Here is a 16,646-nt window from a genome sequence, read left to right as displayed (position 1 = left end):
TCCTAATTTAGGAGGATATCTGTATGGCGAAATCGCAAACCCCAACACCTATCCGTATACCGAACCCTTTCATTGTCTTCGCTGCTGCGATCGGAATCGTTGTCTATGTAGTGTTTATCGCAGCTCTCGTGAGTGTCGCTATTCTGGCCTGGTTATTCGAAGAAATAGGGGGCCAGAACAAAAATTATCGTTAGATTTCCGCAATGCATCATTTGCAGAGCAATAGGCCCGGTTAACTAAATCCCAAAAAAAGTCTGTCTCGCTGGCGTGCGCCTGAACTGCAACAGTTGTCTTTTGCTACGGTTTAGATCATCCCCGGAGTTGCGGGGGATTTTACATGAGCACAACAACCGTCAGCGAAGCTGCCAAAGACATTGCCCGTTACATGTCCGTAGCGCTAAAGCGCTTCTGGATTCTCTACCGCAATGGCGGATATGAAGACGAATGGGCTTTCGCTCGTGTTTTCAACGACGTTGTCGACATCAATACCAAGATTTCGATTACCGGGCTCGTTATGCGCAAGTCCACCAACGGAAAATGGGTACACCGCCAGCTGACCGAAGAAGAGCGCGGCGACTTTGACGCCAACCGCAGTTGGTAGGTATTCTGCCGCCTTAATGACGAGCTTGGTCGCGACTTTGACGCCCTTCCCCGTCAAATAAACGCAATGCGTACTGTATGTGCGATCGACACACCGCCCGCAATCATTCGGCGCTCCCTATCAGCGGCGGCGCACGGGCGTTCTGTTCCTGCATCGGGTTGAGCCTCAAATGCCGAGGCCGTCTGGATAGCTCTAGCTGTTGCCGTCCGCTCGCTTTTCGAATCGCCCCCGCAGTCCCGAGGCTTCCTGCCATTTCTCTTCGATGGCGACTGACTCGGGGTGCTCATAAGCATTTGAGTAGAGCAAGTCGCAACACTCTTTCGACCGGCCCCGACAAGGTTGAGGCGCCGGCAGCTTCTTCCGGACTTAAATCATCTGACAACTGGCATCGTTCCCAAAGCCTGCACTGAACGAAAAGTTTCCCGAGATCCATTATAGATCCCTATCCACATGAGGGCGCTGACCAGTCCAGCTATGATTAGCCATTGGATACGCATGTTTCACCAAGCAGCCCATATACCTTAGTCTCTATAACTAATACTAGTTTCTATTGTGTTCTAGAGCAGCTTGTCACCCAGTATAGTCTTGCCGATTGATGAGAGGCGTTGCCCATTGCGACGAGAGAACGGTTTCAACCGGTGTCCCGGTGACGAGCTGCATCCATAATAATCCGCTATCACGCTCGGTGGGCCTTTACGTCGATATTTATGGCTTTCTCAATGCACGAAACGTCAGCCAGAAAACGATCAGCAATTGGCTCCGGTGGGCCAGCAATCCAACCGATTTTCCGATGATTAGCGGACGCAAACGGGATTGCCAGAGGGCTTTCTCAATTGCCGAGTCTGGCAAGAGTCGCATTGCCAGGCTCCATGCCTAAATGCCGAATCAGGCTGGTTACGAGATCTGCGGCTATCCGCTATCGAGTTCATGTCTCGACGGGGATGAGCTTGCTTGGTTGCGCCAAGTCCCGACTTCAGTGGTGGTTTGATCGCGCATGCCAGTTCCAGGCCGACTGGATGATCTGCGAGAGATCATATTGCGGCACCCAGCCCAGCACGTCACGCGCCTTGTCGTTATTGGCAACCAGCGTATGCGAATCGCCCTCGCGACGACCGATATACTCGACCGGGAACGGTTTTCGGGAGACGTCTTCGATGGCGCCGAGCAGTTCCTTCACCGTCGTGCCGGTGCCCGTGCCAAGATTGAGCGCGACGGATTCACCGCCATCAAGCAGATATTGGACGGCGCGCACATGTGCGTCCGCAAGATCGAGAACATGGATATAGTCGCGCACGCAGGTGCCGTCGCGCGTCTCGTAATCGCTGCCGAAAACCTTGAACCCCTGGCGACGGCCGAGCGCTGCATCGATCGCCAGTGGGATCGCATGCGTTTCCGGCTGGTGCCATTCGCCGATCCGGCCTTCGAAATCGGCACCGGCGGCATTGAAATAACGCAGCACGACGGAGCGAAGGCTCTTGTACTGGTCGTAATCGGCAAGCGCCTGCTCGACGATATATTTGGTACGGCCGTAGGGATTGATCGGCACCTGGCGATGCGTCTCATCGAGCGGCACGCTCTGCGGCAGACCATAGGTCGCGCAGGTGGACGAGAAGACGAAGGCATTGATGCCGGCGGCCTGCGCCGCCGACAACAGCGTCAGCGTGCCGATGACATTATTCTCATAGAACGAGACCGGATCCTTGACCGATTCGCCGACTTCGATCAGCGCCGCGAAATGCAGGATTGCCGACGGCTTATGCTTTGCCAGCACCTCATCGAGACGGGCCCTATCGCGAATGTCGCCCTCTTCCGCCGGTCCCCATTTGACGAATTCGCGATGGCCGTTGGAAAAATTATCGAAGACGACGGGCTTGTAACCCTTGTTCGCCAGATCGAGACACGTATGCGAGCCAATATATCCCGCACCGCCGACGACGAGTACCGTTTCACCTGCCATACATCTCACCTTTTGCAAGCCACAGATGCGCGGACCTTAGCCAAATTACATGTCAGGAAAAAGCTTCGCGACCATATAATCTGAAAAAGGCAGAACATTAGACATGTCTTGTGTATTTGATTCCCTCGGAACTACAGTCATCTGCAGGCGGGCTAGACGCTATCGACCCGAAGATTGGGCCCGAAGATAGAGCGAGGGAATCATGGCCGGCGAAGCCGAAGAGTTCGTGCCGAGCAGCTACGGCTGTTGCGGTGTCGGCCACAACAAGCTTGAGCATAAGTCCGGCTGCCTGGTCATTGCCCAATCCACAAAGAAACATGCCGCCTCTCGGCGGCATGTTAATGCATTTCCGTAAGCGTCTAACCTTAAGCGGTGAACCAGTTATGGAAACCGCTGGCGTCGACGTTGCTCAGGACTATCGTTTCGCCCTTGTGGGCGAGATCGGCACCGACATACTTAACAACGGCGTCGCCACCGAAGTCCGTTGCCGTCCAATCACTTTCAACCGTCCCCACGAGCTTGAGCTTATCCATGGTTGCGTTGAAGCCGTCGATCGTATCCGTGATGATCGACTTGGCCATGTCGCCGAGATGGAACACAAATGTATCGGCACCGCTGCTTGCGATCAGGTGATCGATGCCGGTTCCGCCTTCAACGGTCGAAGACTTCAGGTTAACGCCCGAAAGGTCGACCGTGTCGTTGCCGGCGCCGGCCTTGATATCAACTGTAGTATAGCGACCATCCGTCAAACCATTGCCACCGTTGAAAGCCGTGGCACCAGCGATGCCACCGCTTCCAGCGGCAGTAGCATCCTTGAAGCCCACGCCAGACTTGATCGTGATCGTATCGTTTCCAGCGCCTGTGTTAACGGCGACCGAATTTGCCCAGCTGCTGTCATTCGTCAACAGCGAGATGGTGACCGTGTCGTTGCCTGCGCCGGTGGAAACGTTTGCACGCTTTACGTTTAAGATCTCAACGGACGACGCGCTGTTGCCACCGAGATGGACGTCGGCCTGAACGAAATCCTTGAAATAAACGTTCTCCGCGCTGTCAGATTGAGCGAGCACGTTTTTGACTGAATTCCACTTGCCGACAACGTCAAACACGAAGGAATTTGCATCCTGGTCAAAGCTGAGGGCAACGTCACCGCCTACGCCAGGGCCGCCAACCGTTACAGGACCGGATCCGATCGAAGATCCATTGCCGGTCGTCGTCTCATGCTGCTGGGTGCTATTGTCAAGGGCGTTCGAATTCTGGGCGTCGATGCTCAGAAGGTCGGAAACGTTGGCTGCGCCACCGGTACCGAATGTAACTGCTAAACCTGCCATGAGTGTTCTCCATTGCTTATTCGAATAAAGCTTTTACTAGTGACGCCCGACACACCAAGTTCAGCAGCGACAAACGTCTATATTTACTAATAGATAAGCATAAAATTTTGGCAAGTATGTAACAACGCCCAAAAGGATATTTGATATAACACTTTTTGGGACAATCTGGCTGCGCGTCACTCTTCCCTGAATGCCAATCGCAACCTATCTGCGAATGGTTTGGAAAAATACGATATAACCGTGCGGTCCGCGATTTTGATGAAGATTTCTGCAGGCATTCCGGGATAGAGGGACCCTTCCGACAGGTCCTTGAGCGTGGCCATGTCAGGCGTGATTCGCAGCATATAGAAAGCTGCACCCGTGCGGGGGTCAGTTTGAAGGTCCGGTGAGATGAGCGAAACCTTACCGCCAATGTCGGGCGTCGTGGTCTGGTTGAACGCCGTAAACCGGATATCGACCGGCTGCCCCTTATAGATTTGATCGATGTCCTTGGGTGCGATCGTTGCCTCAACTTGCAGCTCATCGTGCTCAGGCACAACCAGCATCAGGACCTCCCCCGGCTGCACGACTGCATTAACATTGTGGATGGTCAACTGATAGATGCGGCCGGCAATCGGTGCGCGAATCTCCAAGCGTGCAAGCTGATCCTTCGTGGCAGCCAGCCGCTCCTCATATTCGGCGATGCCGGCCTCGACAGTGGTCAAATCTTTGGAGACTTCCGACTGTCGGTCTTCGTCGAGCTGCAGCAGCTGAAGATCCAGTTCGCCTATCTTGCCCTCAGTCTGCGCGCGCGCCGCGATACCCTGCCCCATCTGACCTTCGAGCTCCGACTTACGACGCTTGTAGTCATTCAGTCGTTGCTGCGTCGTCAGGCCCTTTTGATAGAGCGCGCTGACCTTCTCGAGGTCCTGTTCAACGAGGCCGACTTGATCCCGGGTCGCATTGATCTGGACCGTGAGACCAGCCACCTCGTCTGTCAATTGCTGCTTGCGCGTGGCGACCTGCCTCTTCATGCCTTCAAGTGCATTCTTGCGACTAACGAACAGGTTTTGTTCACTTGCAACCAGGGTCGTGGCAGAGTTGGACGTTGCAAGCTCGGATAGCTTTTCGGGCACCGTCACCTCAGAGGCCCGCGACGCCTCGGCCTGCAATCTGGCACGCCGCGCATAGAGCTGCGCAAGCGTATTCTCGGCAATCGAAAGATTGGCCTGCACGACAGTTCCGTTGAGGCGCACCAGCACTTGGTTGGCGTCTACCCGGTCTCCTTCCTTGACGTCAATTTCGCTGACTATCCCACCCGCAAGATGCTGGATCTTCTTCGTATTGCTCTCAACGACGACACGGCCGGATGCGATAACCGCGCTTGAGAGCTCAGTCGTCATCGCCCAGCCAAAAACGCCAACGACCAAGCCGAATGCGAGCAGAACGACAACGGCGATGTGTTTGGCAAGCGGTAACTTTGTGAGATTTCGCAGCAGCATGTCGCGCACCGTCACATTTCGTTTGCCGCCGGTGACGAACCGGCGTTTTCGATTGCTCGTGGCTGGTGGTCCGATGTGACCGGCCGAATATTCTGACGCAGCACCTGCCCGAAAATTTCTTCCTTCGTGCCAAATCGCTGCAATCGCCCGGCAGCTATCACGGCAACCAGATCCACATTGGCCAACGCGCTTGGACGATGGGCAATAACGATCACAATCCCGCCTCTTGCCCTGACATTGGCAATCGCACTGCTAAGCGCATTTTCGCCTTCCGCATCGAGATTGGAATTCGGTTCGTCCAGTACGACCAAGAAAGGGTCTCCATAGAGCGCGCGAGCAAGGGCGATACGCTGCTTTTGACCCGCCGACAGCGCTTCACCGTTGGAGCCGATCTTGGTCCTGTAACCATCCGGCAGGTTAAGGATGAGATCATGAACATTCGCGGCTTTGGCCGCATCTATAATGGAAGCAGCGGTCGCGTCCGGCCGAAAACGAGCTATATTCTGCGCGATCGTACCGGCCATCAGTTCGACGGTTTGCGGAAGATAGCCAAGGTATTGGCCAAGTTCGTCCATGTCCCACTGGTCCAAGCTTGCGCCGTCAAATCGCACCTTACCCAGACGGATAGGCCAGGCGCCAACAATAAGTCGGGCAAGTGTGGACTTTCCCGATGCACTCGGGCCGATGATGCCGAGCGCGCTTCCGGCCTGAAGGTCGAATGAAACATCCATCAGTGTAAGTGCCGAGCCGCCAGGGGGGGATCCGGTCAAATTTTCGACCGAGAAAGTGAATGCCGGCCGAGGCAGGGACAGGACGGGCTCCTCCTCCGGCACGGTCTCGAAAAATTTCTGAAGGCGCTTCCAACCTTGCCGTGCGGACGTGAAGCTGCGCCAGTTACCAATTGCCTGTTCCACGGGGGCGAGAGCTTTTGCCGACAGGATCGACCCGGCGATGATGCTACCGGCGGTGGCATCGCCACTAACGACCAAAACAGCGCCAACCGCCATAACGCCAGACTGAATGATCATGCGCGCCACCCTCGACGCGGCACCATAGGCGCCCACGATGTCGGCTCCTCGCCTGCTCTGGCGTTTGTACTGGCCGTGCAGCTCACGCCACATAGCCAACATGGTGCCGGACATGCCCATCGCCCCAATGGCTTCGGCGTTGCGAAGACTTCCGCTCGCAAAGGCGTTGCGTTGACCGCGAGCAATCGCTGCGCTCTCACTCAACGAGGTCGTGGACCAGTTCGTGAGTACGGTGATAAGGACCAAAATGATCGCGCCAGCAAGGACGCTGATACCGATCCAAGGGTGCAGCATGAAGCAAATAAGAAGGTAAAAGGGCAGCCATGGAAAATCGAATAACGCATTGGGGCCGTTGCTCGAAAGAAATCCACGAATCTGATCGAGGTCGGAAAGGGCCTGCAGACCGTCACCTCTGACCTCACCCGAAGAAGGCATTTTCAAGAGCGCCCTATACATGCGCCCTTCAATTTGCTGATCCAGAATGTCGGCGACCCTGGTCAACATCTGGCCGCGGACCACATCGAACCCCATCTGGAAGCCGTAGAGCAACAAAACCAGGGCACATAAGGCAATCAGAGACGGGATGCTCTTGCTTGGCAATATGCGGTCATAGACCTCAAGCATGAACAACGAACCCGTCAAATGCAGCAGGTTAATAAAGCCGCTTGCAAATGCAACCGCAACGAAAGCATGCCATGTTCGAGCGAGAGACACGTTGTACTTGACCCAATGACCGAGATAATTCGACGCCAAAGATCTGATACACACGTTTAACGCATTGTAAAAGAACTTAATTGCTTAAAAATGTATGGTTCTAACGTTCTTGTTGCTTCCATCTTTTTCGATAACTACTGCGTGTACCTCATCTTGCATCACTCGCGTTCCGTCTCGGCTTGCCTCCGAGTCCAAAAGGGAGCGAAACGCCAAGGCCACAAGTGGCTCAGAAGCTGTGTTTGTAGATCGGTGGCTGACAGGACATGCTTTGGTATAGGCGATAACTCGATCAGATGGCGGGCCGCGCAGGAAAACCGTATCGCGCCCCGACTGACCGATGAAGCAAATGTGATATCTTACAATTCGTACCATATGCGCGGATTATCGCCCGACTGGATCATCAGCCAGCGAAGATCCGTATCCTTCCAGCCCTTGATCGCATTCGTGCGGTTGTCGAGCACGAGATCGCCCTGATCGGTCTTGACGACCAGAACCGCGTGACCTTCGCCGTAAGGCGTCTTGGTCACCGCAATCCGCAGCGCCTTCGGCGACCAGCCCATGGCAATGAGATGATCACGCTTCGTCAGCGCGAAATCCTCGCAGTCACCCGATTTCACGTTCACCTGCCAGACATCGCCCTGATCCTGGCTGTCGTTGACCGGGCGAATCGAACGGTTGACCGAGGCATTGACCGATCGAAGCTGCCTGTTCGCGAATTCATTCAGCGAAATTTCCGAAGCTCCACCGCGTGCCTCGCATTCACTGGGGTTTTGCGCGCAGAACATCACATGGGCGAAAGGTGCCGTAGTCCGGCGCTTTTCGGAAATATAGCTGAATGCCGGCGCGGCCTTCAATCCGCGGGCAATACCGGCAGGACCGGCGGCCTGCGCGGTCTGAACCGCAAACAGAGATGCAAGCGTCACCGCAGTAACCAGTGCGTGCTTAAACATTTTCTTACCCCGTTTCGACGACCGCATTGCGGTCGAATGTCCATGCCGGTTGAAATCCGGCTTCCATTGGTCGAAGCTCTATCCAGCTTCAGCCAACGACGGGAACATACGGAGGCAGGGCTCTCGATCCGTTTAAATCGTTCTAGACAATTTTAGCGAACCATCTTTTTTCAAAGCGATCGCATCGCCCCCGATTCTGGGGCAATTGTCGCACCTGCGCGGCATAGGGTTGCAAAAGTCGCGTAATTCTTGCACAGACAAGCGCAAGCGGCGCCGGAGGGGTGGCCGACCTTTCGAAGTTTGGCCGTGGCTGTGACGGAAAGATTGAAGAGCATAGTTGCCGGCCTTTACAGCGTGGTGGTGCTGGCGGCTGTCATTCCGTTCGGCCTCGTTGATGCAACGCCCTTCGCGGCCGTTGCGATCTGCATGTTCGCACTCGCACTTGTGGCGCTATTGCTCTTCGGTGAGCCCCGGCGTGCCCGCTGGGTCTTCGTCTCGACGCTGCTTCTCCTGATCATCACCTCGGCCTGGATTGTCATCCAGACCGTCCGCATCCCCTGGCCATCCCTTATCAATCCGATCTGGAAGGATGCCGACGCGCTCGCTGGCGCGTCAAGAGACACGATATCGGTCGCGCCGGCAGACACCCTCGCCTCGCTTCTCTATATAGCGCTGCCCGGCATGACTTTTTTGACGGGACTTATCGTGGCCGATACCGACAGGCGGGCGCGCCGCATCCTTATGGTCCTTGCTGTCGGCGCGGGTTTGATCTCGGTTTTCGGGCTCGGTCAATTTCTACTGTTTCCGAAAATGCTGTTGACTGAGAACAAGCGCTACTATCTCGACAGTCTCACTGCCGTTTTCGTAAACCGCAACACGGCGGCAACCTTTCTAGGGCTTGGCTTTCTTCTGACGGCGACATTTGCTTCAGAAAATGGCCGCGCCTATTTCGGCTTTTCATCCGCTCCGAAAGGCAATTTCAACGAAGGCCTTGGCTTCTGGCTGTACACCGGGCTTGGTCTTTCCTGCCTGACCGCACTGATGCTGACCCAATCCCGCGCGGGGCTCGTTGTGGCAGGCTTGGGCGCCGTCTTTTATCTCCCCTATCTTGCCAGCCAGTGGAAAGGCAGCCGCTCCGGGCAGTTATTGCAGTCCGGGGGCTTGGCATTCCCAAGGTGGCTGCTGACGGGCTGCGCAATTATCCTTGTGCTCGTTTTTATTGCCATCTTCGGTGGCCGAGCGATCCTGCGTGCCGATCAGAGGGGCACGCAGGACGGTCGCCTCTGCATTTGGTCCGATACGGTCCATGCCCTTTCACAGAACTGGCTTCAGGGAACCGGCTTCGGTACGTTCCGCACCGTCTATTCAGTCTACCGAACACCGGATTGCGGGATCGGTGGCATCGTCGACAGAGCCCATAATTCGTATCTCGAGGGCTTTCTGACGCTGGGGATAATTTTCCCTATCGCTGTAGTACTGATTTTTTTCGTGCTTCTGCGTGCCTTCTGGACGGGTTATCAAGCCCGCCATCGGCTGAGGCACTACGCTATTCTGGGTTGTTCTGCCACGATTTTGACGGCGGCTCATGCGACCGTGGATTTTTCGATTCAAATTCCTGGCTTTGCCATTTTCATGATGGCGTTTCTGGCCGCGGTCGTTTCGATTTGCTGCGGGCGCGAAGAAAGAGTCAGCGAAAACAGGAAGAATGCGTCAGCTAGCTTACGAATCGGCGATCGCCGCGAACTCCTTGAAATGTGACGATTTAAAGGCTTTCGATCCACAAAATCGCCATTAAAGAAAAGCATAATATTCGTTTTGGTTGTAATGGAATTGCCGTAGAATCTTAACGTATCAACTCCTGCTAATTTACCATAAATGGGACAATCCATGTTGCCCTATTGCCACAATAACCTTCTGTTAGGTATGGAGTACCTGACGGGGTCTGATAATTACTTGTCTTTTAAGTTGTCGACGGGCTAGACAGTTTCCAGCTATTACTAAGTAGGGTCAAGATGCGCATTCCTGTAACTCGCCGTAGCGGCATCGTCGTCTCGATGCTGATCGTGCTTTCCAGCTGCACGTCTCTCCCAAGGTCTGGTCCCGATCATGCGGAGATCGACCGCGCTGCAGCAATTAAGGTTACGACACCCGATCGCAAGGTTGGCATCGACTATGTTCTGATCGATCTGAATAAGGGCATTCTCCCCTATTTTGACAAGATCCCCACGAGTTCCCTGCGCAGCGGCTTCGGCGGTGGTCGCGGCGGTGCTCCGGATATCCCGCTCGGTTTCGGCGATGTCGTGCAGGTTTCAATTTTCGAAGCGCAGTCTGGTGGTCTCTTCATCCCGTCTGACGCCGGCAGTCGCCCGGGTAACTATATTACCCTGCCGCAGCAAACGATCGACAAGGCTGGCACGATCAGCATTCCTTATGCAGGTCGCGTTCCCGCAGCCGGTCGCATGAAGGAAGAGGTCGAGCAGGACATCGAAGATAAGCTGGCGAGCCGCGCAATCGAGCCGCAGGTCGTTCTCACGACCACGACAAGTCGCTCTTCGGAAGTCGCTGTTGTCGGCGACGTCAACAATCCGCTGAAGATCGTCCTATCGCCGGCTGGCGACCGCATCCTCGATGCAATTTCGGAGGCAGGCGGTCTTACAACTCCGAATATCGAAACCAATGTGACGCTTCAGCGGCGCGGCAAGACGGCAACCGTCGCTTACGAAACCTTGCTGAAGAACCCGTCGGAAAATATCTATCTCGCGCCGGGCGATACAGTTTCGGTCGAGCACGAGCGCCGTACCTTCATCGCCCTTGGCGCCTCCGGTATTAACAATCGCATCGACTTTGAAGATTCCAACCTGACCCTTGGCGAAGCCATGGCGAAGGCAGGCGGTCTCATCGACACACGTGCTGACCCACGGGAAGTCGTCGTGTATCGCAAGGTCGACCGCGGCATTCTTCAGCGGCTGAACATCGACACCAGCCGCTTCAAGGGTGACCAGGTCCCGGTCATCATTCGGGCGAACCTGCGCGATCCCGCAACTCTGTTCGCAGTTCAGGAGTTCCGGATGAACGACAAGGATGTCATGTATATCTCCAACGCGAAGTCTGTCGAACTCGTGAAGTTCCTCGACATTCTGAACTCGGTTACGTCCACGGTCAGGGGCGTATCCAATGACGCCCTCGATACCCGCGAGGCGGTTCGAGACCTCGGAGATTAATTATATCGAACAATACTTCGGGCACCTTATATTGAACGGACTGGTGCTCAGCGGAGTTTATGTTATAAGCTCCGTTATCTTTGGAGGCTGGTAATGGTAAGCGCAGGGAAGAACATATTAAAAGGTACAGCCGTCTTTGCATTCGGCACCTTTTGCTTTGCCGCATCGTCCTTTGCAGGCAACTGCTTTTCGGGACCTGGTGCGGCAAGCGGTTCGCAGATGGATGCCTTTAACGCGACGCCTGCAAGCATTCTCGCGGGCAATCCGTCTGACAATGCAGTCGCCGGTTCAGTTCGTGATCTGACCGCGACCGAGACGAACGTGACGGCAAAGATGCTGACACTGGCAGCCGACCCCGCGACGACGGATGCTCAAAGAGCAGCGATCGGTGCGGGTCTTGGACGTGCTGTTAACGTCTGCCGTCCGCAGCACTCCGATCTCGCTGACGAGATTGCGGCGGCCGTCGCCGCGGCGATTCTTAACAACCCGGCGCTCGGCAGCTTTCGCACCGCATTCGAAGCTTCGCTGACTGGCCAGACGGCTGTTGCCGCTCTCGGCGGCGCAGGCGCGGGTCCGGCCGGCGGCGGCGACATTGGTAGCCCCGGCGCGACAGGCCTCGGCGGGCCGACTGGAACAGATGACGGCGGCGCCATTCAAGGCCCAGGTTCACTCCAGACAGGCGCGACGGGTGCCGGCAACTTTACGATCAACCGGACCACATCGGTCAGCGGCAGCATCTGATCTTTTCTTAAGACGCGCCGCGTAACTGTGTCCTGGGAGGGGGCCGCCCGGCCTCTCTTTTTTCACCATTGAACATTAAGGGAAAGCTCCTGTTGCGCGCGATGGCTGGCAATGGGGGGCGGATCGCTTCTGCACGGTCGGACCGGTTGGACATGTCTCAGCGCTCCAAGGCAAACGGACAAACGCGGCGAAAGACTTTTGCCCCAATTGCGTTGTCGCTGCCCTCCCCCCTATCCGTCCTTTTCCTTCTGACCGCTGTCTCCCTGCTTGTTTTTGCTATAGTCGACATCAGAGAATCTGCGCGTTTTGCAAATATTTTCCTCGTCGCTGAGCGACTCGAACAAGCTGAACAGGTCAGTGCGGAGACACTTGCCAAGACGGCCGCGAGTACGGATGGCATCGTCTCAGGCGACTATTGTCGTTCGGATATCGTCATGGCGGGCACCACGCTGGTTCTCAAGCGCTTGGATGCCGCCAACGAAATCAGTGGCTACGCGGCCTGGGTCAAGGCCGCCGACGATGCCGAACGGTACATGCGTCACGCCGTCGCGTGCGTGCCGGGCGATAGCAATCTTTGGCTCAGGCTCGCAGTCGTGCGTGCCGTAATTGCCCAGGAACCCAAATCGACTGCCGGTCTGCTGACGATGTCAGCCAGGCTTGCTCCGGCAGATGAGGTCGCGCTTTTGGCACGGCTTTATTTCTGGAACCGGCTCAACGTCACGACGCTTGATAACGCTCGAGCGTCCGTCGAAAGCGACGTGAAACGTCTTCTCGAACTCGGCGACCCTCGAAAGGTTGGCCCGGCGTTGACAAAGGTCAGCGCCGCCCTCCTCCCCTATGTGAAGACCGAGGGCTCACAGCTTTCCTCTGAGAGAAAAAGCTCGCTTGCATGGTTCGGTCTCAACATCGACAAGCTCCCGTAAACGGGCCGGCGCAGCCGACGTGCAAGATGCATGCGGTCGCCGACGCGGATGGCCAGCCGGCGGACGTTGATCTGGCTTCCGGGCTAGCTTCCTGGCTGCGAGAGCGACCGGTCGATATAGAAGAATGCCAGTGGGCTTTGGCCGGCCATCCAGACGAGACCGCGTCTTTCAACTCGATTGTCGTATCGCGACTTTGCTGAACGTTCCGCCAATCGACCTTGCGGCGGCCGTGCTTCTCGTGCCCTACTTGGATCGGATCGTTACAAGTTCAATCTAGACGTTGGCGCGCGGCTTGGTCAGGCCTCGGCCGACGTTCTGGCCCGGCATCTCGATTAGGTTGTAGCCGATCCATGCGAGGCCGTAGACAATCGGCACCGTGATGAGGAGCGAGAGACCCCAGCGCACCGGATCTGAGACGTCCGCCATCTCGATCAGATAGGCAACGACTGGCTGCATGACCATCAGATGGATGAGGTAGGCACCGAAGGACAGTTCTCCAAGATTGTGGAAAAAGCGGCTACCCAGCAATCCAGCGATCGGCCTCAATAGTTTTGCCACAGCGTCGGGAAGGCGATGCGTATGGATGAAGGCGAAGAAGATGAGGACAAGCGCGACCCGCACAGACTGATGCAACATATCCTTTCCGCCACCGAGCGGAGCCAGAACGAGGACTGTGGCTATAGCCGCAAACTGATAGGCTCGTATCCTGTCCGTCCACAAGGCACCGGCGAGCAACATGCCGGCGGCGAAAATATGCATCTTCAGTGGAAGGAAGGTGGGCATAGGAAAGGAAACACCGATCCGGTTCAGGGCATATGAAGTCACAATACCGGCAAAGGAGACAGCAACAATTCCCTTGATCCAGCCGATACGCCCAACAAGAATCATGACGAACGGCAGAGCGGCGTAAAATTGCATTTCAAGCCCGATGCTCCAGTCCGGAAGCGCGGTTCTGAAGGCATAATCAGGGCTGAAACCGGAGAGAAATGTCAGGTGAACCAGATAGTTGGTCAGACTGCTGTCGAGGTAGCGATCGGCCAGTTGCGGTTCGACACCATTGAAGCCGTCGATGATCATGCGGGAATCAAAGATGAAGGGGCCGAACGTAAGAGCGGCAACGAGCATCACATAATAGAGCGGCGCAATCCGGAAGTAGCGCCTGATCCAGAAGGTAATCCAGGTAGCGCTCGCCTCCCAAGGTTCGCGCTCTTTTCTGCGCTGGTAGTGGAAGACCATCAGGAAGCCCGACAGCATGATGAAGAGATCGACACCGAGATCGGGGTCGCCGATGACTGGAAGCGAAAACCCGGTCAGAATGTGAGCGTGGCCAACCAATACCCAGAGGGCTGCAAGGCCGCGCAGTCCATCAAGGCAGTCGACACGACCGCCATTGCCAACATTCGTCACGTGCAATTCCTCTACTGTGGGTTACGAAATTCTACTGTCTGCTCGTAGAGATCTGAGAACTTGACCATATTTGGGTGTCAGGACACAAGTCATTTATTGCACTGCAGCAACAAACTTGACCTGAACTTGCGCCGGATCGTCTGTTGTCCATGCTTGCGATGCCAGCAGGTTCAACATCGGAGTGATCCAGAGATTTAGACCTGTCCGTCCGATCAGCTCAGGCGCTCGCGTTAGAAGGACAACACGCGCCACGCTGTGAGCATCCCGATGAAGCGTATCTCTGGTCGCTAACCGGCCTCCTTCAATGCCTGCACGAGAGCCGGCTCACCCGCGAGCTTGGCTGCAATATAATCATTTCCAAAGGATGTCTCGTGGGTGCCATCCGAGGTAAGAGGGCTTTCGGGTCTTGCGCGGTCGGCCGTAACGGCAGCCCAGGCGCCGGTTTCTGCCGCCGGCGTGGTGGGATTGCCGGCCTCTCCCCATTTGCCGGCATCAGCGCAGATGACCATGTCGAGTGCTCGATTCGGGTTTGTTCGAAGGAACCGGTTGATCCACGAGCGGAAGCTGGCGTGCGCCGCATATCCGGGCCTGGGTGTCTGGTAAACGGGATCGTTCCAGCTGAGGTTGACCGATGCAATCCCTGTCGGCGAGGTCAGGCCAACGGAAAGATTTACCGTGACCTGATTGCCGTTGATGCAGGTGATCGGCGCATAGTTCTTCGAACTTGTGTTAAAGGCCTTCGGGATCAGTCCGGCTACCCCAATATCGGTTCCCACTGAGAGTTTTGAACCGTCGGGGATTGTCAGGGTAAGATCGCCCGAACCGCTGTCATAGATGTAGTCCAAAGCTTTGACATTTGACGTCGTGTCAGGCGTCAGGGTCGGCGGAATGATGCTCACATGTGGCATTGCAGCGCGGTACTTTCGGAAAAGCTTGCGCATCTTGCCCACAAGCGACATGCCGGCGGTCGAGCCCATGTCATCAGGTCCGATATAGGTCCAACGGACCTCTCCGTCGGGGATGCCCTTGCCCGTGCCGCTCGGTGCAATGTGTCCCGAGGCACCACCTGAGTCGGCAATATAGGCCTTGCCGTCCGCTCTGCACGTGTCATCGACCGCCCAGATCTTTTGCGACCATTCCGGTGTCGATGTTTGCGTCGTATCGTTGTGTGCGTCACACGGAAGAAGGTGTGTCGGATTGCACCAGGCGGCGAATTCCATGCGGCGATCAATACCAGAGGCGAGTTGATAGTTATAGCTGTCGGAGCCCCTGGACATCTGAGCGCAGCCGAGGCCAAGCTTGTATGCCAGACGCGTGCCCCAACCGGTGTTGCCGAAGCGGTCGCCACCGCCATCACCGAAAGTGCCCGATCCAGATGTGCCTTCGTTGGCACCCTGAAGCTTCGAGTTGCCCATAGATAGGATCGTCGTGGCATCTGCAGGAACCGCGACCCGTATAGCTCCGACCAGCATGGTCCCAGGGTTGCCGGTCTGACCACCGCTGGCGGCGTGAAACGTGGCTTGAGTCATCGTCGGGTCTGCGGCAATCAAAGGGGTTGCCGAATTAAACGAACCGTCCCGCCGGCCGAGGAAGGTCGAGGCGTTCACGACGCTGTTGATCGCCTTGTTCTTTACCGCGCCGGACCGTCCGACAACGCATTCGTGCAGCAGGATGGCGCCGATTGCCGTGAAGGCCGGAATGTCGTCTGGGGCCTTCACAGCAAATACCATTATGCGTTCCGCCTGACCCGGCACATATGAATAGATCGCCCGGTTATCCCTCATGTTCAGGCACCGATAGCGATTTGTAAGATCAGGTGTGGATGTCGAACTGTCGCTGAACGGATACTCCATCGCCAGCATGAAATCATAAGCATCCGCGAGGTCGACCTCGAGGACCGGACTGCGCGCCGGACGCTCCAGCGTCCAAAGCGGAAACGAAAACTCGATCAACTCGCCCGATTTGACGTCATAGGGCAGGAAATATTCCTTGCGCCGAACGAATGCCATTTGGCGCGAGCCGGATGTATCCTTCTGATAAGCCGCATTCGTGCCGTAGGCGACGGCGCGACGAGCCGTCGGCGCTCCACTGTTTCCGACGGTCGACGCCGGCGTTCCGAGCGCCGCCCGGGTGCCCGATGTCAGTGACGCGGCAATGCTGCCGGATATCGCTGAGAGGCCGATGATCAGATTTCGACGCGTGCTGTCCAATGCGAACCTTCCGTCACGAGTATGGTGGAGCTGATCGTCTGATTCGTGATAGTTCCGACAGGACTATTGGATGCAGAATTGGATG

The 16,646-nt window shown here is 56.2% G+C and carries 12 protein-coding genes; 5 read left to right on the top strand and 7 right to left on the bottom strand.

The window, feature by feature from the left end:
* Nucleotides 1-337: 337 nt before the first annotated feature.
* Nucleotides 338-601, top strand: coding sequence for a hypothetical protein (locus tag FHT93_RS20145; protein WP_183849129.1), 264 nt, complete (start codon nt 338-340; stop codon nt 599-601).
* Nucleotides 602-1,574: 973 nt separating this feature from the next.
* On the opposite strand, the gene galE is transcribed toward FHT93_RS20145, so the two are convergent.
* From galE to FHT93_RS20120, 5 genes are all read right to left on the bottom strand, one after another.
* Entirely contained in the window at nt 1,575-2,558 is a 984-nt protein-coding gene (galE, locus tag FHT93_RS20140) for a UDP-glucose 4-epimerase GalE (RefSeq protein ID WP_025669545.1), read from the bottom strand.
* A 365-nt stretch (nt 2,559-2,923) separates the two neighbouring features.
* On the bottom strand, nt 2,924-3,664 hold the full coding sequence (locus tag FHT93_RS20135) for a rhizobiocin (protein ID WP_246781661.1): 741 nt from the start codon (nt 3,662-3,664) through the stop codon (nt 2,924-2,926).
* A 398-nt stretch (nt 3,665-4,062) separates the two neighbouring features.
* A complete protein-coding gene (locus tag FHT93_RS20130) occupies nt 4,063-5,367 on the bottom strand; it encodes an HlyD family type I secretion periplasmic adaptor subunit (protein WP_183849414.1) in 1,305 nt (434 codons plus the stop codon).
* Nucleotides 5,368-5,378: 11 nt separating this feature from the next.
* Entirely contained in the window at nt 5,379-7,109 is a 1,731-nt protein-coding gene (locus FHT93_RS20125) for a type I secretion system permease/ATPase (RefSeq protein ID WP_183849412.1), read from the bottom strand.
* A gap of 356 nt (nt 7,110-7,465) precedes the next feature.
* On the bottom strand, nt 7,466-8,059 hold the full coding sequence (locus FHT93_RS20120) for a transglutaminase-like cysteine peptidase (RefSeq protein ID WP_183849127.1): 594 nt from the start codon (nt 8,057-8,059) through the stop codon (nt 7,466-7,468).
* Nucleotides 8,060-8,503: 444 nt separating this feature from the next.
* On the opposite strand from FHT93_RS20120, the gene FHT93_RS20115 reads away from it, so the two are divergent.
* The 4 genes from FHT93_RS20115 (at nt 8,504) to FHT93_RS20100 (ending at nt 12,944) form a co-directional block, all read left to right on the top strand.
* Nucleotides 8,504-9,817, top strand: coding sequence for an O-antigen ligase family protein (locus FHT93_RS20115; protein ID WP_348649790.1), 1,314 nt, complete (start codon nt 8,504-8,506; stop codon nt 9,815-9,817).
* A gap of 254 nt (nt 9,818-10,071) precedes the next feature.
* Entirely contained in the window at nt 10,072-11,280 is a 1,209-nt protein-coding gene (locus tag FHT93_RS20110; RefSeq protein WP_029616383.1) for a polysaccharide biosynthesis/export family protein, read from the top strand.
* Nucleotides 11,281-11,373: 93 nt separating this feature from the next.
* Nucleotides 11,374-12,021, top strand: a complete 648-nt coding sequence (locus FHT93_RS20105) for a hypothetical protein (protein WP_183849125.1) — start codon at nt 11,374-11,376, stop codon at nt 12,019-12,021.
* A gap of 101 nt (nt 12,022-12,122) precedes the next feature.
* On the top strand, nt 12,123-12,944 hold the full coding sequence (locus FHT93_RS20100; protein ID WP_246781690.1) for a hypothetical protein: 822 nt from the start codon (nt 12,123-12,125) through the stop codon (nt 12,942-12,944).
* Nucleotides 12,945-13,217: 273 nt separating this feature from the next.
* Here FHT93_RS20100 and FHT93_RS20095 read toward each other — a convergent pair whose 3' ends face one another.
* On the bottom strand, nt 13,218-14,351 hold the full coding sequence (locus FHT93_RS20095) for an acyltransferase (protein ID WP_183849123.1): 1,134 nt from the start codon (nt 14,349-14,351) through the stop codon (nt 13,218-13,220).
* A 287-nt stretch (nt 14,352-14,638) separates the two neighbouring features.
* Nucleotides 14,639-16,561, bottom strand: a complete 1,923-nt coding sequence (locus tag FHT93_RS20090) for a hypothetical protein (RefSeq protein ID WP_183849121.1) — start codon at nt 16,559-16,561, stop codon at nt 14,639-14,641.
* Nucleotides 16,562-16,646 lie beyond the last annotated feature (85 nt).

It is taken from the genome of Rhizobium sp. BK379 (assembly GCF_014193955.1).
GTDB lineage: Bacteria > Pseudomonadota > Alphaproteobacteria > Rhizobiales > Rhizobiaceae > Rhizobium.
The sequence above is the reverse complement of the archived record's forward strand: the minus strand, read 5'-3'. Positions and strand labels throughout refer to the sequence as shown.